At 48.2% G+C, this 16887-nt stretch carries 20 protein-coding genes; 2 read left to right on the forward strand and 18 right to left on the reverse strand.

Annotated elements, in window-relative coordinates:
• Positions 1–2: 2 nt before the first annotated feature.
• The 8 genes from ACXAFR_RS21865 to ACXAFR_RS21900 all read right to left on the reverse strand — a co-directional run bounded on the left by ACXAFR_RS21865 (position 3) and on the right by ACXAFR_RS21900 (position 6326).
• Complete coding sequence (locus ACXAFR_RS21865) at positions 3–443, reverse strand: nitrogen fixation protein NifZ (protein ID WP_475180963.1); 441 nt, start codon at positions 441–443, stop codon at positions 3–5.
• Positions 444–449: 6 nt separating this feature from the next.
• A complete protein-coding gene (gene nifW / locus ACXAFR_RS21870) occupies positions 450–779 on the reverse strand; it encodes a nitrogenase-stabilizing/protective protein NifW (RefSeq protein ID WP_475180964.1) in 330 nt (109 codons plus the stop codon).
• Positions 780–834: 55 nt separating this feature from the next.
• Complete coding sequence (locus ACXAFR_RS21875) at positions 835–1368, reverse strand: hypothetical protein (RefSeq protein WP_475180965.1); 534 nt, start codon at positions 1366–1368, stop codon at positions 835–837.
• A 25-nt stretch (positions 1369–1393) separates the two neighbouring features.
• Positions 1394–2257 carry a serine O-acetyltransferase gene (cysE, locus tag ACXAFR_RS21880; protein ID WP_475180968.1) on the reverse strand — a complete coding sequence of 288 codons (864 nt, stop codon included), beginning with the start codon at positions 2255–2257 and terminating at the stop codon, positions 1394–1396.
• A 14-nt stretch (positions 2258–2271) separates the two neighbouring features.
• The gene (gene nifV / locus ACXAFR_RS21885) at positions 2272–3471 is read right to left on the reverse strand and encodes a homocitrate synthase (RefSeq protein ID WP_475180970.1); all 1200 of its coding nucleotides are present in this window, start codon (positions 3469–3471) and stop codon (positions 2272–2274) included.
• A gap of 327 nt (positions 3472–3798) precedes the next feature.
• Positions 3799–5007, reverse strand: coding sequence for a cysteine desulfurase NifS (gene nifS, locus ACXAFR_RS21890; protein WP_475180971.1), 1209 nt, complete (start codon positions 5005–5007; stop codon positions 3799–3801).
• Between the two features lie 2 nt (positions 5008–5009).
• Positions 5010–5924: a Fe-S cluster assembly protein NifU gene (gene nifU / locus ACXAFR_RS21895; protein ID WP_475180973.1), complete on the reverse strand. Its 915-nt coding sequence runs from the start codon at positions 5922–5924 to the stop codon at positions 5010–5012.
• A 78-nt stretch (positions 5925–6002) separates the two neighbouring features.
• Positions 6003–6326 carry a HesB/IscA family protein gene (locus ACXAFR_RS21900; protein WP_475180974.1) on the reverse strand — a complete coding sequence of 108 codons (324 nt, stop codon included), beginning with the start codon at positions 6324–6326 and terminating at the stop codon, positions 6003–6005.
• Between the two features lie 267 nt (positions 6327–6593).
• Between ACXAFR_RS21900 and ACXAFR_RS21905 the strand changes: the two genes are divergently transcribed.
• On the forward strand, positions 6594–6866 hold the full coding sequence (locus ACXAFR_RS21905) for a nitrogen fixation protein NifZ (protein ID WP_475180977.1): 273 nt from the start codon (positions 6594–6596) through the stop codon (positions 6864–6866).
• Between the two features lie 128 nt (positions 6867–6994).
• Here the strand turns inward: ACXAFR_RS21905 and ACXAFR_RS21910 are convergent, their stop codons facing one another.
• The 8 genes from ACXAFR_RS21910 to nifE form a co-directional block, all read right to left on the reverse strand.
• Positions 6995–7465: a hypothetical protein gene (locus ACXAFR_RS21910; protein ID WP_475180980.1), complete on the reverse strand. Its 471-nt coding sequence runs from the start codon at positions 7463–7465 to the stop codon at positions 6995–6997.
• A gap of 18 nt (positions 7466–7483) precedes the next feature.
• Positions 7484–7870, reverse strand: coding sequence for a hypothetical protein (locus ACXAFR_RS21915; RefSeq protein ID WP_475180981.1), 387 nt, complete (start codon positions 7868–7870; stop codon positions 7484–7486).
• Between the two features lie 21 nt (positions 7871–7891).
• Positions 7892–8215, reverse strand: coding sequence for a (2Fe-2S) ferredoxin domain-containing protein (locus ACXAFR_RS21920; protein WP_475180982.1), 324 nt, complete (start codon positions 8213–8215; stop codon positions 7892–7894).
• A 191-nt stretch (positions 8216–8406) separates the two neighbouring features.
• Positions 8407–8622: a CCE_0567 family metalloprotein gene (locus ACXAFR_RS21925; protein WP_475180985.1), complete on the reverse strand. Its 216-nt coding sequence runs from the start codon at positions 8620–8622 to the stop codon at positions 8407–8409.
• Positions 8623–8664: 42 nt separating this feature from the next.
• On the reverse strand, positions 8665–9129 hold the full coding sequence (locus tag ACXAFR_RS21930) for a NifX-associated nitrogen fixation protein (protein WP_475180986.1): 465 nt from the start codon (positions 9127–9129) through the stop codon (positions 8665–8667).
• An 85-nt stretch (positions 9130–9214) separates the two neighbouring features.
• Positions 9215–9688, reverse strand: a complete 474-nt coding sequence (locus ACXAFR_RS21935) for a NifB/NifX family molybdenum-iron cluster-binding protein (RefSeq protein ID WP_475180989.1) — start codon at positions 9686–9688, stop codon at positions 9215–9217.
• A complete protein-coding gene (gene nifN / locus ACXAFR_RS21940; protein ID WP_475180990.1) occupies positions 9688–11124 on the reverse strand; it encodes a nitrogenase iron-molybdenum cofactor biosynthesis protein NifN in 1437 nt (478 codons plus the stop codon). Before nifN ends, ACXAFR_RS21935 begins: the two co-directional genes overlap by 1 nt.
• Positions 11121–12572, reverse strand: coding sequence for a nitrogenase iron-molybdenum cofactor biosynthesis protein NifE (nifE, locus tag ACXAFR_RS21945; RefSeq protein WP_475180992.1), 1452 nt, complete (start codon positions 12570–12572; stop codon positions 11121–11123). The genes nifN and nifE overlap by 4 nt, the downstream gene beginning before the upstream one ends.
• Before the next feature lie 414 nt (positions 12573–12986).
• Here nifE and ACXAFR_RS21950 point away from each other — a divergent pair, with 414 nt between their 5' ends.
• Positions 12987–13358: a 2Fe-2S iron-sulfur cluster-binding protein gene (locus tag ACXAFR_RS21950; protein ID WP_475180995.1), complete on the forward strand. Its 372-nt coding sequence runs from the start codon at positions 12987–12989 to the stop codon at positions 13356–13358.
• 70 nt (positions 13359–13428) lie between these two features.
• Here ACXAFR_RS21950 and prsR read toward each other — a convergent pair whose 3' ends face one another.
• Complete coding sequence (gene prsR / locus ACXAFR_RS21955; protein WP_475180997.1) at positions 13429–14805, reverse strand: PEP-CTERM-box response regulator transcription factor; 1377 nt, start codon at positions 14803–14805, stop codon at positions 13429–13431.
• Complete coding sequence (prsK, locus tag ACXAFR_RS21960; protein WP_475181000.1) at positions 14798–16855, reverse strand: XrtA/PEP-CTERM system histidine kinase PrsK; 2058 nt, start codon at positions 16853–16855, stop codon at positions 14798–14800. Before prsK ends, prsR begins: the two co-directional genes overlap by 8 nt.
• Positions 16856–16887 lie beyond the last annotated feature (32 nt).

Genomic DNA, 16887 nt, shown 5'->3' on the forward strand with positions numbered 1-16887 from the left:
GATTAACTGGGGAGAGCGTCTAAACTCGCTTCAGGGATCTGAAAAACACGCCCGTTAAAACGAACGTGGTAGAAGATCTGCATCGGATCGTCGCGGACGACCTTTTCAATCTCGCCCGGATCCCCCTCCTTAACAACGACTTCACCGCCCGCTGACAAAGTGCGGCTGGAAACCACTTTTTCACGAAACTCAAAACGATTCGGCAACCATGGATCGCTGGCAAGAATCAGCTCTTCTTCGCGGCAACCAACAACTCTACCCGCCTCAAGAAAATGAACTCGATAGATCAATTGATCCTGAAGATAGGTACCGACATCATAGACCGTACCTGTCTCCCCCCGTCTGATCAGCAAAGTTCCGACTTCTTCTCCGGGATAAGTTCCATCATTGCGAACGTTTCGGGTCAGACGCACTTCCGTGCCATATTCATACTGGGGTTTCATAGTGCCTCACGAGAAAATCTTATCTGCCGGAACAAAAACCGTTTGAGGCTCATGCATTTTGAAAACTTTAAAGACTTTTTCGGTAACTGCATCGGACTCAACAAAATCTTGATACGCTCGAGTCAACAGTTGTTTATAGATTTCCCGCATAGCATCGTCATTGTCTTCCGGCAGAGCTTCATCACTTTGCTTCAAGTAGTCATGAAACCGCTGCATGATATGAAGGCGATTAACGAAGACCACTTTCGCGTCATATTCGATCTCAAAAAAATCCAGAAAATCTTCAGCAGAGCTTAATTCTTCCAGTTCTTCCAGCAAAGACAGGTCATCACTCATGTTGTCACCTTCCGTTTTCATCGTTGGGGTTAATGCATCGGGGTAAATCTTGTTCTCAGGCAACTAAGGTCAACAAACCAAAGTTTGCATCTTTACGCCGCTTGTAGCCAGCCACGGTGTCCAGTAACAAGCGCGCGCCAAGGCGATCCTCAGAATCCAAATCGACAACTTTCTGCAGCATTTCCATACCGTCATCAATTCGATCCAAGCGCAGATTTAAATATCCTGCACCTTTAAGTGCGAGCAGATAAAAACGAACCAAGGTCATTGATTGCATGACGCCGTAACCAATTTGCTCCATGGTCAGGGCGCGCCAGGAGGTGGGAAATTTCAGCTCTTTTGCCACCCGCGCCATGGCCAGATCTGCACAGTGAAGTGCGTCACTATAGCGATGCTGGTAATAATGAAATCGATACAATGCAACAAGCACTGACAGGCTTTCCGGAGCCAAAAAGAACGCTTTCAACAAGGGGCTTTCCGCATCACCTTCGCCGTACAAATCGGCTGCCTCATCGATCAATTCAGTCACTTTGTCCGGCAGCGACTCGTCGAAGTACATCTTATCGCCGCTAAAATCCTGCAAATCCACCGCTAATCCCCCCTATCCAAACAGGTTAATTTTGACCAGCCGCTACGGGCACCGAGTAGTGTTTCTCGTCGCTGGTTCGCCTGGCCTTTGCCTTGTCAGCTAACGATGTTCCGGCTCCTCCGGCACAATCCTTCTCACAAATTTCATTGTCGACATCACAATCGTTAAATCGGGTAGCTTGATAGTCCGATTCGACAACACCCTGACGAGACAGCCGCTGTTCGAGGGTATCCATACGCGACAGTAAACACTCGATTGCCTTGCCAACGGGATCGGGTATCAAATGGTGATCGAGATTGATCCCATCGCGGGTGCGGCGGGATTGCTTGGCTGATACGACGACTTTTCCAGGAATCCCTATTACGGTGCAGTCGTCAGGTACTTCTTCAACGACAACAGAGTTGGCACCGACTCGAACGTTATTGCCAACTCGAATCGCGCCGAGAATTTTGGCGCCCGAGCCGACCATGACACCGTTTCCCAACTCTGGATGACGTCGCCCTTTATTCCAGCTGGTGCCACCCAGCGTAACACCGTGATACAAGGTGACGTCATCACCGACAATCGCCGTCTCACCAATAACGACGCAGGCACCATGATCGATGAAAAAACGACGTCCAATACTGGCTCCTGGGTGAATATCGACATTGGTGAAGACTCGTCCGAAGAACGACAACAGTCTAGGCAGGTACCGCCAGCCTCTCTGCCAAAGAGAATGGCTGACCCGGTGAATTGCAACGGCTTGAATTCCCGGATAGGTTGTCGCCACTTCAAACAACGTTCTCGCTGCGGGGTCCCGCTCGAAAACACAGCGGATGTCTTCTTTCCAAAAATCCCAGATGGATTGTCGTTTTTCCTGATGTTCTGCAACTGCAGCTAAGCCGGTCATAAACGCACCTATCGTTAGATTGTTGTCGAGGCTGGCGCCGATTCTTCCGTCGTCGCAGACTTATGGAAGGCGTTGTCATTGGCACCGGTTGCTGTCACGTCAGACAGCTCGCTGTAAAACTTCTCCAAAATCGCGGCATCGGGGCTGCGCTTATAATCTGTGGCGTAACGTCTCACGTTGCTAAGCAGCGGGCCCAATTGCCATTTTTCAACCGGAATGCCTAATGCGTGATAGCAGGTTTCCAATTGATGACTGCCTGAGTGCTTACCCAAGACAAAAATATGTTCACGCCCCAGTTCCTGCGGATTTAAAAACTGATAATTGCGTCGATCTTTCATCAGCCCATCCACATGAATACCGGCCTCATGCTGAAATACGCCCTCACCAACAATGCTTTTTTGCCAGGATACTGGACGACCAGAGGCCTGACCGACAAAAGCTGATATGGCAGGAATGGCCAGAGTGTCAACGCCGGTTTCAACGCCATGGAGATGCTTTAGACTTAACACCAATTCTTCTAGAGGCGCATTCCCGGCACGCTCGCCAAGACCGTTCACGGTGGTATTAATGTGCGTCGCTCCCGCGCTGACAGCCGCCAAGGTGTTGGCCGTTGCTAAGCCGTAGTCGTCGTGAGCGTGCATTTCTATATCGAGATCTGTGCTCGCACGTAGCGCTGAAATCTTGCGATGGGTTGCGAAGGGATCCAACATTCCCAGCGTGTCTGCGAAACGAATTCTCTCTGCGCCCATTTGTTGCGCAACCGCCGCAACTTGAACCAGAAATGCCTCATCCGCTCGTGACGCATCTTCACACCCAACACAAACTCTGAAGCCACGCTCTAGAGCTACGGGAATCAGTTCTTGCATACGCTTGATGACAAGCGATCGCTCGCTGTTCAGTTTGAAACGAATTTGCTGATCGGATACGGGAATAGACAGGTCAATGATTTGCACATGGGTTTTTGCTGCAGCATCTATGTCGGCCATCGTCATTCTGCACCAAGCCACCAATTGAGCTTTCAGCTGCAGGCTGGATATTGCCCGCATGACTTCCTGCTCTTCTTCTCCCATCGCAGGAATACCAATCTCTAACTCTGGTACGCCCATGTTTGACAGCATGCTTGCAATGGAAATTTTTTCTTCGGCGGTGAAAGCGACACCTGCGCTCTGCTCTCCATCTCGCAACGTCGTATCATCAATGATTATATTGCTCACACGCCACTCTCCTCTGCGAAAGTTCTGCCATCCTGGCTGCAATCACTCCGTGTATCGAATAGAACTGCAACCCTTGTTCCATATATTTTTATATTTATTTTCAATAACTTAACAAGTCGCACCCCACATTTAATACGACATACCACACGGCCTAGACAGTGATTGTCTGATTTGCAACAAGGGGATTTATCGACACATCGAAGATATTACCGGAAGCGATTCATCGACAATTTTGCCAAGGGTTACGGGAGATTTTTTAGCGCAAAAAAAAAGGCGTGTCAGAGACACGCCAGGAAAACCCCCAATAAAGGAAGTGAACGTGAAATATTAGGCATAAACGGGAGCAAAGGATTCTTCTGGATTTTCCTTAGGTCCGTTTTCATCCCAGTAAGGCGATAATTTACGCAATTTAGCAACGATCCCAGGAACCTCAGCGATGACTCTCTCGACTTCTTCCATCGTGTTATAGCGAGAAAAAGAAAAACGCACCGTGCCATGAGCTGCAGTATAGGGAATACCCATCGCCATCATGACGTGAGACGGCTCGAGAGAGCCAGAAGTACAGGCAGAGCCACTGGATGCCGCTATACCGACTTTGTTTAACAAGAGCAGAATGGCTTCGCCCTCGATATATTCGAAAGCGATACTCGCCGTGTTAGGCAGGCGATTTTCAACATCGCCCGTTGCAAAGCAGTTAGGTACTGCAGCGAGAATGCCTTCTTGAAGCCGATCACGCATGGCTTTGACCACAGTGTTTTCTTCTTCCATATGGGCAGCTGCAAGTTCGCAGGCTTTTCCGAGGCCGATGACACTGGAAACATTTTCTGTGCCCGCACGGCGCCCACGCTCTTGATGTCCACCTCGTAAGAGAGGACGAAAACGTGTGCCGCGTTTGAGATAGAGCACACCGACACCTTTCGGCGCATGGAGCTTATGCCCAGATAACGACAGCATATGAATATTGCTGTTCTCCAAATCGATTGGAATCTTACCTACGGCCTGAACCGCATCTGTATGGAACATGACGCCGGCTTCTTGGGCTAGATCGGCCATTTCCTCGACAGGAAAGATGGTTCCTGTTTCGTTGTTGGCCCACATGATACTGACGACTGCCACTTTATCCGACAACAGTGATTTATATTCATCCAGGTCCAATCGACCTTTGCTATCGACTTTCAATTTATGAACGGTGTAGCCTTCGGTCTCCAAATACTCGCAGAGATTCAATACTGCAGGGTGCTCGACAACCGTTGTTATGATCTCCTTGCGCTCAGGCTGTGCTTTCAGCGCCGAAAGAATGGCTGTAGAGTCAGACTCTGAACCACAAGACGTAAAAATTATTTCAGAATCAAATTCTGCACCTAGTAAGCGCTGCACCTGTTTACGCGCTTGCTTTACTGCCTGCCCGACCTTGTTTCCAAAGCGATGCAGTGAAGAAGGATTACCAAACTGTTCGGTAAAAAAAGGCAACATAACGTCGACAACCGCCGGATCAACCATCGTTGTCGCGTTGTTATCAAGGTAGATATCGTCCATGACTAAGCTCCTTCTAAAGCAACAGGCATTTCTGTATCAGGCAGCACTTTGACAAACTCGCCCAGCTCTTCAATCAGCTTTTGCTGAATACCACCCAGAGTCATCGCAGCCATCTGGCAACCACTGCAGGCGCCCGTAAGATGTACGTAGATGGTTTTACCATCGACATCGACCAGCTCTACATCACCACCGTCTGCTTGTAACGCGGGTCGAACACCTTCGAGAACCGTTTCAATAATACGAATTTTCTTCAGCATTCCACTGGCTTTACTGGCCGCTGCAGGCTTGGCAACCGGAGCTGGCTCAGCAGCTGGGGCACCAACACCAGCCGGAGCAAATGTAGCGCCCTGCTCCGCCATAACTTTGGTCAAAATATTCTCGATACCTTCATGACAGGAAGAACATCCACCACCAGCTTTGGTGTAATTAGTCACCTCTTCAACCGTGGTGAGGCTGTTCGCGCGAATGGTGTCTTCGATCATGACAGCGTCGATCGCGAAACATTTACAGACTAATGCACCTTCTTCGTGATCGTCTTTCCATTCTTCACCACGATAGTCAGCGACAGCAGCTTGCAGCGCTTCACGTCCCATGACAGAGCAATGCATTTTTTCCGGTGGCAACCCATCGAGATAATCCGCAATATCCTGATTAGATACCTGTAGAGCGTCATCCAACGTCATACCTTTGATGATTTCGGTTAAGGCAGAAGAGGACGCAATTGCTGATCCGCATCCAAAGGTTTGAAACCCGGCGTCTTCAATGACTTCCGTTTCAGGATTTACTTTTAGCGTTAAACGGAGGGCATCCCCACAGCTGATCGAACCGACGTCTCCCGTCGCATTAGCATCAGCAACCGCGCCCGCATTTCTTGGATCAAAAAAATGTTCTTGTACCTTTTCTGAATAATCCCACATCGCTTTCACCTCCAGGGCTGATCACGTAATCACTTAATTGAGAGTTTTCGTTGCTTTTCCATAACACACGTGAAGCGGTTATGCGGAAAATGACTTTCCACAACCACAGGCGTTTTTGGCGTTCGGGTTTTCAAACTTAAAACCACTGCCTTCCATACTGTCGATAAAATCAACGGTGACGCCGTCCAATACAGACTGGCTTTCTTCATCGATCAACATGGTCAATCCTTTGATCTCCTGAATAATGTCGTTTTCACCGACCGCCTCTTCAAGACGCAAGGCATACTGGAGACCAGAACACCCTCCATCAGCTACACGAATTCTTAAACCCGCAACAGATTTTCCGCTTTGCGAGATAAATCGATTTACGGCATTAATAGCGCTATCAGTTAGGGTGATCATGATTGACTCCGTCTGGCAAACTGTTTGCAAGTTCTTAATCGAACTCTGTTGACGCAACATTCAAAAGTTCTCAGGTGAATCAACGTAAGTTGTTGATCACCGGTCACACAGAGGGAGGGTTGCAATGCCTATACCAGTGATTTTATGGCCCGTAACATCTTGTTTTTGCTTGATATAAGACAAGAAAATAACTCACTGGGATGTTCCAAGAATTACTTACAACAGCCCTTTGTCGCATTACTGACAAATAGAAACTGGAGAATTGTTATGAAGAACTACCCCCTAAAGCCGGGTGACACCATACTGGCTACGCATGACATCTGGAACGACGGCAGTTTTCCGGGCGTTGAGGACAATGGGTTATTGGTCGCTTCCGGAACACGGGGAGTCGTTATTGAACAGGGACACCTGGAGGACAATGAATCCCAGGAAGTCTTCCTGGTTAAATTTGAGTCCCCTGATAATCCCGCAGAGCTCGGCCCGCCCATTGGGTGCTGGCCAGACGATATAGAAATTATCCCGGATGGAGACATACACTGACGTCATTCACGATACCTGCTATTAAGCGGGTATCGATTCAGGCTAGTGGAAGATTCGAAACGTCATCATTTTAACGGGAAATTGGACAATTGTTTCATAGGCGACACGGCAGTCACCTGATCGTTCAACTATTCTTCTGTTCCCAGTAAACGCTGATAGATCGAATTCAAGATGACTCTCTCAATTTCGCGCAACCGAAAGCAGTCGGGGAGCTCTATCCAATCAAATCTATCCGGCGGTTTGAGAGGTTCTTCGCCAACCGACTGAACAGGAATAATGGATAAGGGGCCACCAGGTATATCTAGCTGACACGAATACCCTGGCAGAATTTGAAGCAATGAAGGATCCAGGTCGACAAGGTGACAAAATGTGCCAAGTCCAGCAGCCGGATGGGCCTTGATGTTGGTCGCCTTGGAATCGTCTTCCAGTGGATGATCAATCTCTATCATCTCTGCAAGCTTTGGAAGAGGATTCGGTAATACCACGTGGCGGTTATCGCGACACAAAAATCTCAAACGTGCACTCACAGGATGTATATGGAACACAACGAATGCTTTCTTGCCGAATGAGCTAGAAACCGTGTTTTCTGAAGAGGACATGACTCACTGTTTTTGTGGTTAAACGGCTTCTAGCATGCGTAATTCCGCTTTCACGTTTCCGCTTCTACCCCACGCGGTGACAGCTTCGACAAACCAACGAGTATTTTTTGGATTGGGCGCAATAATATCTATTTCGACATAAAGGCTAGCATCCGATCGCAATTGAAATTCTCCGAGCTTTTTGCCTCGCTCATTTCGCCACTCTCCCTGTATCGTGTGACTGCCATCAAAGGGATCCTGTTGCAACACATGGGTGGCGAGAAGAAAATCAGGTAACCGATCTGCTTCCTCCGATAAATTTATAGCGGCGAGTGAGGCCTTCATCGCGGATTTTGTCTCAGCAAAAAGATCATTGGCAGAGGCAAGTTGCTCCGAGATCTTGACCTCTTGGTTATCGCTACCCATGTGTTACCCTCAAACAGTCATTTACCAAACTTCGGCAGAGGCCACTTTCTCGGAAACTGGCGTTCCGCTGATCAAATGCTCATCAACAATACGAGAAACGTCTTCTGCCGATATATTGGAGTAAAGAACACCTTCGGGATAGACCAAAACATTCGTACCATCCTGACAAGGTCCCAAACATCCGGTTTGATTTAATGCGACTTTTCCTATTAATTTTTTTATGGTCATTTGCGTTGCAAAAGCCTGGTAAACACGAGCGGCACCATGTGCGGAGCAACTCCCTCTAGGATGCCCTTCGGCACGTGCCTGCGTACAAACAAATACATGTAAATCTGGCCTTGGCATTTCCCGTCTCCTTATCACGTGGTTGTAGGCATCTCTAAGTTAATGCAGAGGGGAATTGGAAAGATCATGACTGCTGTCAGGCTATGCAGCAGATTATTTTTTGTCCCTTTAGTAAGTGGGTACGTCCCTGTACCCCAATAAGCCCCCAATGCTTATTGCCCGCTTCCCAATTCGTCGCTCCAGTTGTGATATTAGGCTTCTTCTGCTGACTCAGCCTTTTCTAACGCTACGCTTGCTTCTGCCCATGCCACACAGGCGTCGGCTGTGCGCTGACTGATTTCCACCAATGAGTTGTAGTCGGTCCAGAGGCGGTCTTCGACAAGATCATGAACTTCAGACGCTAACTCGGTAGCAATGCGTTTCTTCTTGCGAACGTCTTTTTGTAAGGCTTTAAGTTCATCCGTCATTTTCTCTCTCCTTTTGTCGGTATAGATTTCAAACGCCGAATATCAAAGCTCTGCGACTGTACGATGCTTTTCAATCAGGTCTTTAGCTTTGTTAATAACTTTATCGGCTTCTTCAGTCAGCTTTTCCATAGATGCAAAGCCGAAGCGATGGACATCACGCAGCGTTTTATCCATAGCGATGAGCTTGCCGACGATAATAAAGGCTCGACCGAAGCCTTCGTGGGTCAAATTCACCACCGGTACAGCCATCAACCCGCATTCTTTCTCGATGGACACGGCAAGTGCGTTGTAATAAGCCTTAAGACGAGAGATCACAATCTCATCAGGGTCACCAACCACAGGAATTTCACGCTTCCGCTCTTTTGTTAAAATGAGAGGCGCCATCACTTTTTCGTCGGTCCAGTTATCGTAGGTTCCATAACTGTCCACAGCTCTAAGCTGGACAATCATCTGTTTTACAAACGGGTGCTCGACGACAGACGATTCAACTTCTGCAACTTCACTCATGTTCCTCTCCAAATTTACGCTGATACTTTCGTTTTACGGACGTTTTAATGTTTACTTAACCCTCGGCGCTAACGCGGGTTAACGCTCATTCATCCCAGCCTTGCATCTCTATTTCATTAAACCTGGCGGGATCAAAACCATTACGCTGCACAGCCTTTGCAAGCCACGACGATGGGCCCTCTCTTAATTCTTGCTGTAGTGCATCTAACATGTCTTCCAACAACCCACCTTCCGCGACTTTTATCGGCTGAGTGCCCTGCTCGAGCAGCTGCCGAATCGCCGACGCGCCACAGGCTCTACAGTAAACAGCGATGCAGCCGTCAACCAAGGCAAGCTTTTCAACAAGTTTGTCATCTGTAGCGTCAGGATCTAGAGGCGCAAACTCCGCGATATTTAACAGTATTCGCACATCGGGATTGACCCCGAAAATCGCAAAAGCACGCGCTGAGCCAAAATGTTGATCAATGTGAATTCGGTCGCTGGTTGCGAAAGCGACCTTTAGTAGAGAACCGTCGTCTTCATCACTGACGACGGCTAACCTCCTGGTCAACCCAGCCATCAATGGCCTCCCCAAATATTAATACCCCGCTCTCCCAGATTACGATACAACAATTGAGCTTCTGGCTTTTGGGAGTAAATTGAGTGATAGGGTTCGATATCACGATGGTGCGCCAACAGCATATTGGCTAGATCAAACAGGGATTGCTGAATGCCCCGATAGCCAGACCAACACCGTTGAAAGCCGCCAACCATGTCATACTGTGGAAAGCCCGCACGCAACAGTGGTACGCCAAGACGCTCAGCACTTTCAGATGCGTGGGAATTGCCAATCACCAATTGCGCTTTGTGCTCGCGAGCGACCAGCTCCATGTCTTCTAGGTCTCCGATCTGCACCTGAGCAACCGATAACTTTTTTAGCGACTTGGCTTTAGCTGGCGCAATGGCACCAATGATTTCAGCGCCCATACTGACCATAAGATCGTTAAACCCCAACAACAGATCAGGGTCCATGGCCATAGCCACACGCGTTGAACCGATCATAAAATGAGTGTCAAGCATGGCGTCTTGGAGCTGCTGCCGATGCTTGAGCCAACGCTGCGGGACGGGTCTCCCGCTGATTTGAGACAACGCAACAAACCAACGATCGACGTTTTCCATAGTCATGAGGTGAGAGAAACTGTAGTCGGTCACCCCAGTACGATCAGTCAACGCCTTGCTTGCAGCGGCGATGCTATCACCGACAGTCAGTGTCGCCGCGCTTTCACCTGCCGTCATCAGGTCATCAATGGACAGGCCACCAGTTGTGAGCGGGTTGTAGGTATCGTCTGACAAGTGTCCATCAAGGGATTCTGAAAGATCCGGTATCAACATAGGACGCAGGCCGAAGCTTTCAATGCTATCGACAATAAACTCAAGATCGCCTGGCGTCAGGTTACCGTGACACAGAACATTGACTTGATTTTGACGAAGCCCGACTCGAGCAGGCTTTCCCTCGGAGTTTCTCTCTGTCGCGGTTTCCGGAACAATTGTCTCGATGATGGCCTTTAATGCCAGAGCAAAGCCACTTTCAAAACAACCGGTAAAGTCTGGCGTATTTACCGAAACCACTCGACTGTCCGCATACTGCGGATAATCTCGAATAAATTTCTTTGTCGAACCGTGAACATCTGCCCCTTGTGTTTCCGCCAGGCCAGTTGTCACCATTCCAACAATTGATGGATGATTTTTTTCGCAGATGGTTTTCAGTGCTTCAACAATGTTCTCATCGGCGCCCATGACAGAGCTGACTTGATCCATCGCAGTTGTCTGCAACGGAATGGGCTCACGAAAGTGGCGCACAAAGAAAACCTTGGCAAAGGCAGTACACCCCTGAGATCCGTGCATCACCGGCATAGCCCGTGCGAATCCTAAAAAGGCCAGAGACGCACCAACGGTCTGACTCGCTTTGAGGGGGCTTACCGACAGTGCTTTCTTACGCTTGAGAAGCTCCGTCATGATTGCGCCTCCCGGAGCTCAACTGAGCTTTCAAGACTACTGGTCAAAGGGTGTGCTGCTTTGGCCTCATGAGCACCCTGCCAGGGCGCTGGCGTTCTTGCGGCCTCCCAGACAGGGCTTTCCAAGGTAAGTGTTAACTGCCGAACCAACTCCAACATGCCATCGTAGCCGGCGTAGCCGAAATCTCGTTCCTGATTGATATCCAGAAATGGCACTCTGGCCTTCAGCGCCGTGTACATATTACGACCACCTGCGATGAGGATATCCGCCTGATAATCCTTGACGATGCGAAGCAGCTCTTTGGGATTACCATCATCGATCATGAGAGTATCATCACCCATTAGCTCACGAATGCGGGCTTTGTCTTCTTCTGTAGATTTTTTAGTTCCCGTAGCGACGACCTTCATTCCCAAATCCTGCAGCGCAGAAATTACTGACCAGGACTTAACACCGCCCGTGTACAGCAAAACCCGCTTACCCTGCAATCTTGGACGCCAGACCTCCAAACGTTCACGAATTCGCTGCTCTTCATAGGTAATAAGCTCTTCGGTTCTACGCTTGAGATCATCGTCATCAATCAACTCAGCAAATCCACGGAGCGCTTCAGAAGTATCTGTAATTCCGTAAAAGCTCCCTTCAAACCAGGGAATTCCGTAGCTATCCTGCATCTTACGGGCGACATTCAACATCGCCTTAGAGCACACCATCATATTAACTTCGGCACGATGCATGGTTTGTACTTCATGAAATCGAGCATCTCCGGACAAGGTGCACAACACCCTTAACCCCAATTTGTCGAGCAACGGAAGCACATGCCAGAATTCACCAGCGATGTTATATTCTCCGATCAAATTAACATCATGGACTTTTATGCCAGCACGCTGGCTAAAATCCGGCGCTGGCTCTGGCTCTTTTGTGCCCACCACGTGTTTAACCATGGCATCTCCCGCAATGCGGTTGCCAAGATTCTTGGTTCCGTAAAATCCGGCGCAATCAACGGGAACGACTGGAACTCCCCAGCGCTCTTCAGCTGCCTTACAGGCTGCGAAAATATCGTCTCCGACTAAAGCTGGCACACAGGTGTTATACACAAATACGGCGGGAGGATTGTAATCTTCAATTGCTTGCTTAATGCTGTGGAAAAGTCGCTTTTCTCCCCGCCCCATGATGACGTCTTGTTCGGTAAGATCTGTCGTCATTCCTATCCTGTACAGGGTGGAACCACTGCTGCGAGTGCCTCGGTTATCCCAAGAACTTCCAGCACAGGCTATCGGGCCGTGCACAATATGAGCGACATCGGCGATGGGCAAAAGCGCAATCTGCGCGCCATCGAATGCGCAACCTCCCGCGGCTGACCCGGGTTTCGGTTTAGCACACCCAGATTTGGATTTTTTATTGTGCTCGCAAGCAGGCTCATCCAACAGCTCCGCGATTTCTTTTGCCTTCATCCAGCTTTCCCCCGCTCACAGTGGCTTTCTATCAGATATCCAGTGGTTCAGGATCCTTCGAGAAAGCTTGGTGCAAACTTCAGTCCGCTCGCCACAACGTGCCTAACTTATTGTTTTTCATAAGAGTGTCGTTATTTATCAGGATGTCGTAAAGAGGACAATTTAATAAATTACGACAGGTAGAGAGGTAACAATCGGCGCGATGAATCGTTCTTTCATAAAAACGACACCAGCCATTAACGCAAAAGAGCAAACGATATAGCGCTGGATATCTGGAAAGAATTGAGGCAAGTCAACTCGGGCAAGATTTAATCTACCTGGAGCCCAATGTGGCTGCCACTTTCAGAAAGCTGGAAAGGGTCTTGCTGACAGGGAGCGCGGCCATGTAGCCGCTCATTAACCGGAGATTAGATTATGGCTACAGTATACTTTACCTCACCGATCATGCAGAGAAACCTCAAAGTTGAACCCACTGCTGGCAAACGCACAACATTGCTGGGCGTCGCCAAAGAAAATAATGTCAAAATTCCCTATGAGTGCGAAGACGGTCGATGCGGCTCTTGTCTCGTCAAAGTAGTTCACTTGGATGGCTTTCGTGTTAAAGGTATGAAATTAACCGATAAAGAGCGCAGCATACTTAAGTCTTTAGGTAAGATGTCGGGGCCTGAAGAAGATCGTCAGGATGTTTCTGATATCCCACCCACCTATCGACTCGCCTGCCAAACCATCGTCACGGATGAAGATCTTCTGATTGAATTTACTGGTGAACCAGGAGGTGCTTCCTGACACGCTGAACGATATTAATGAGATCACATTTTAGGTGACGCTATCCATTCTGAACATCGCCGGAAATCGCTCATTCAATTTTTGGAGTAGATTCCGGCAGCTTTATTAGGTTTTTTTTCAGCAAATCGTAGAGCGTCGGGCGAGATATTCCGAGAAGCTTCGCGGTTGCGGACATGTTGTAATCCGTGAAGTTAAGGGCCTGCAGAATGGCCTCTTTTTCGGAGTTTTGGCGTATTTGGCGCAAGTTCATAGGCGGCTGCTCAACTTCTCTAAGCCCCAAATCCATTGCCGTAACCAACTTATCATCAGCCATTATGACAGCACGCTTTACTTTGTTTTCGAGCTCGCGAATATTTCCTGGCCAGGAGTAGCTATCAATAGCATTCAGCGCATCCGGACTAAAACCGCCAATATGGCTATAGGCATTAATGGCAAATTTTTTCAGAAAATGTCGAGCTAACAGTGTTTTGTCGCCAATACGGTCTCGCAGAGGCGGCAGTTCAATCACCATTTCTGTAATTCGATAGTAAAGATCTTCCCGGAAAGTACCTTCTTGAATCATCGAGGCCAGATCTTTGTTCGTGGCACAGACAACCTTCACATCCACTTCAATCTCATCGCGGCCACCCACGCGCTCAATCACTCGTTCTTGTAAAAACCGAAGCAACTTAGCCTGTAGATTCAACGGCATATCGCCAATCTCATCCAAGAACAACGTTCCTTCGTGAGCGGTTTCGATCTTACCTTTAGTCTGCTTATGCGCGCCGGTAAACGCGCCTTTCTCATGACCAAATAGCTCACTCTCCATGATGGTTTCTGGAACGGCCGCACAATTAATGGCGACGAAACGCTGATGTTTGCGGTCACTTAAGTTGTGAATAGCACGTGTTACAACCTCCTTGCCCGTACCACTTTCACCCAAAATCGTGCAAGTGACATCGGCATTAGCAAGCTTTCCTAGCGTTCGACATATTTTGAGCATCACAGGGTCTGCTGTAATAATGCCCTCTAGAAAATCCTGTTGCTGCTCCAGCAGACAGCGATTTTCCGCTTCCAGAGCATAGATGTGATATGCACGCTCCAAAATCAAGTCCAGCGTTTCGGTCTGTACCGGCTTCTGGCAGAAATCATAGGCACCGAAACCAACAGATCTTACGGCATTTTCATATTCTGCATTTCCCGTCATTACAATAATTTTGGTGGCCGGTGACATTGCTGAGATTTCTTCAATGCATCGAAATCCTTCACTAACTCCTTCATCATCCGGAGGTAACCCCAGATCCTGCAGAATGACTTCTGGCTCATGTAGCCTGACCGCAGCAATGGCATCAGGCCTATTGGTTGCCGTGACCACTTCATACTGTTCAAAATGCCAGCAAAGCTGCTTCATCAGACCAGGATCGTCTTCAATAATCAGCAATTTCTTCTTGTCGGATTCCTTACTCATGCTCAGGTGTCATCTTTTCTATGGGAACAACTATATCTATTGTAGTACCTTCCCCTGGAACACTGAGGACGACTAATTCGCCCCCCAAATTTCGAATGTATTCAGAAGCCAGATAGACACCGATTCCCATTCCCTTGCCCGTCTTGGTTGTATCGAATGGTTTAAAAAGACGATTCTCAATAAAATCCCGGTCCATACCAACACCGTTGTCCTCGACGCAAATTCTGGCACGCTCCAAGTCCACTTCGAGAATAACGTCCACAAATCCATTGTTATCCGTCGCATCCTGAGCGTTTTTAATCAAATTGATCAACGTCATCTGAAGTTGATCGCGGTTTGCGGTCAGCAGAGCATCCCCGCCTAGCCTGAGGGAGGGTCGAGGACGCCCAACCTGACACTCCGCTACAGCACTTCTAAGCAATTCTTGGAGCGAAAACGTCTGCAAAGAAGTTACTTCTTGGAAGCTAAGTTTTCTCAACAATGTTTGCATTCGATCAACGGAATTCTTAATCGTCGCCATCGCATCATCAACAAACTCAGGATTATGTTTGTGCTTCTCTGCATTACTTACTACCAGCGCTTGTTGAGCAATTAGGTTTTTAAGGTCATGCATGACAAATGCTGACAGCTTATGCAATGTATCAAACTGCTGAGCGTGTACTAATTTTTCATGCTGCTGGCGATGCTCCAAATAGTAAGCAAGCTGTCGACCAACTGTATTAAGTAAATCTCTGTCCTCCCAAGTAAGAGCAAACTCTATCGTTGGCCTCCCCAACGCAACGGCTCCAAAAAGTTGCTGCTCAACCATTAATGGCACGATCACCCAAACACTTCCATCTCGGAGGGATTCCGGAAGCAATTCATTGTGGCGACGGCTTTCTGGCTTATCAGTATTGGGAATATAAAGCCATTCTTTAGACTCCATTGTCTGACACCAAGCCGATGTCATATCGACCCTTTGGGGCAAGGCTTTGTCAACAAATACTCCATTCTTAAAACGTAGGTCTAACGCTTTTCCGTCTGACGTCCATAGCGCCGCAGATCGACTGTTCGTCAAATCGAAAAGTGCTTTAATAACGCGATCAGGAGAGGTATTGGTCTCACCTGACTGAGACAATGTTCGGGTTAATTTAAGCCACTCTTCCCGATAATCGTATTTATGCTTAAAGAAATACTTACTGAGAATTACATCAAGAAATTGTCGAGAACTTCGAGAGATAAACAGAATAACCAGCAGTATGAATCCCGAGAAGAGAATCAAGCTGTAAATAAGATTCCCCCAAGATCCGCTTAACTCTCTTACATATAGTCCACCAATAGCCAACACGAACATTACGCTGATTGACCCCAGCAAACTAAAGCTGTAAAAAGCTAGCGGCCGCGCAACCGAAACAGAACGAAATAGAGGTTGGCGTAATGATGATCGCCAGCAAATTGCTATTAGTGCAAGTGCAATCGTAAGGTTGATCGCTGCACGGGACTGCTCAAAAGCATCAATGTATGCCTGCAGTAAAAGCTGGCAGGAAAAGAACCCTCCATCAAAAACAAATAAAGCGCCGATTGCGACAAAGATGACTTTTTCGTATTTTGTTTCAGCGCAATTTCGATAGACCTGCTCAACGCAGACCAGCGCCAAAATTGCGAAATTTAAGCCACTCCAACTATACAGCAGTTCACTGACTTCCTCAGGCAGCGGAAAAAACCATTGAAATCCTAGGAAGACCGATGCCAACAGTACAGCTAGTACTGCCAACTTCCAATTTTGAGAGGGCAATTTCGACTGGCGAGAAAACGTTAACATTGAGAGCAAGCAGCCAATCCATAAGCAATTTCTCGCAAGGTCTACGCCCAAACTAAGCGCAGGCCTCCGGATATCACTCGCGGTCAGGTACGCCAGGGAAACTAGCCATATGGCATTCCCGATGACTGCGCATACCAGAGGCATCCTAACTCTCCCAGTTCGCTGACTAAAAGCGATTACCAGGGCCAAGATACACCAAGCAAATGCTGAAATCTGAAAGGAAATTAAAGAAACCTGGGAGACATCCATACGTCATGCCGGAAGAATTACTTTGACGTCTG

The organism is Pseudomaricurvus sp. ABR4_320 (genome assembly GCF_056159445.1).

Coding starts and splice junctions, on each gene's coding strand:
- ACXAFR_RS21930 (WP_475180986.1), bottom strand. CDS start 9,129: ATGAGTGAAGTTGCAGAAGTTGAATCGTCTGTCGTCGAGCACCCGTTT.
- nifN (WP_475180990.1), bottom strand. CDS start 11,124: ATGACGGAGCTTCTCAAGCGTAAGAAAGCACTGTCGGTAAGCCCCCTC.
- ACXAFR_RS21865 (WP_475180963.1), bottom strand. CDS start 443: ATGAAACCCCAGTATGAATATGGCACGGAAGTGCGTCTGACCCGAAAC.
- nifW (WP_475180964.1), bottom strand. CDS start 779: ATGAGTGATGACCTGTCTTTGCTGGAAGAACTGGAAGAATTAAGCTCT.
- ACXAFR_RS21920 (WP_475180982.1), bottom strand. CDS start 8,215: ATGCCAAGGCCAGATTTACATGTATTTGTTTGTACGCAGGCACGTGCC.
- ACXAFR_RS21910 (WP_475180980.1), bottom strand. CDS start 7,465: ATGTCCTCTTCAGAAAACACGGTTTCTAGCTCATTCGGCAAGAAAGCA.
- prsR (WP_475180997.1), bottom strand. CDS start 14,805: ATGAGTAAGGAATCCGACAAGAAGAAATTGCTGATTATTGAAGACGAT.
- ACXAFR_RS21925 (WP_475180985.1), bottom strand. CDS start 8,622: ATGACGGATGAACTTAAAGCCTTACAAAAAGACGTTCGCAAGAAGAAA.
- nifS (WP_475180971.1), bottom strand. CDS start 5,007: ATGGACGATATCTACCTTGATAACAACGCGACAACGATGGTTGATCCG.
- ACXAFR_RS21950 (WP_475180995.1), top strand. CDS start 12,987: ATGGCTACAGTATACTTTACCTCACCGATCATGCAGAGAAACCTCAAA.
- prsK (WP_475181000.1), bottom strand. CDS start 16,855: ATGGATGTCTCCCAGGTTTCTTTAATTTCCTTTCAGATTTCAGCATTT.
- ACXAFR_RS21915 (WP_475180981.1), bottom strand. CDS start 7,870: ATGGGTAGCGATAACCAAGAGGTCAAGATCTCGGAGCAACTTGCCTCT.
- cysE (WP_475180968.1), bottom strand. CDS start 2,257: ATGACCGGCTTAGCTGCAGTTGCAGAACATCAGGAAAAACGACAATCC.
- ACXAFR_RS21935 (WP_475180989.1), bottom strand. CDS start 9,688: ATGGCTGGGTTGACCAGGAGGTTAGCCGTCGTCAGTGATGAAGACGAC.
- ACXAFR_RS21900 (WP_475180974.1), bottom strand. CDS start 6,326: ATGATCACCCTAACTGATAGCGCTATTAATGCCGTAAATCGATTTATC.
- ACXAFR_RS21905 (WP_475180977.1), top strand. CDS start 6,594: ATGAAGAACTACCCCCTAAAGCCGGGTGACACCATACTGGCTACGCAT.
- nifU (WP_475180973.1), bottom strand. CDS start 5,924: ATGTGGGATTATTCAGAAAAGGTACAAGAACATTTTTTTGATCCAAGA.
- nifE (WP_475180992.1), bottom strand. CDS start 12,572: ATGAAGGCAAAAGAAATCGCGGAGCTGTTGGATGAGCCTGCTTGCGAG.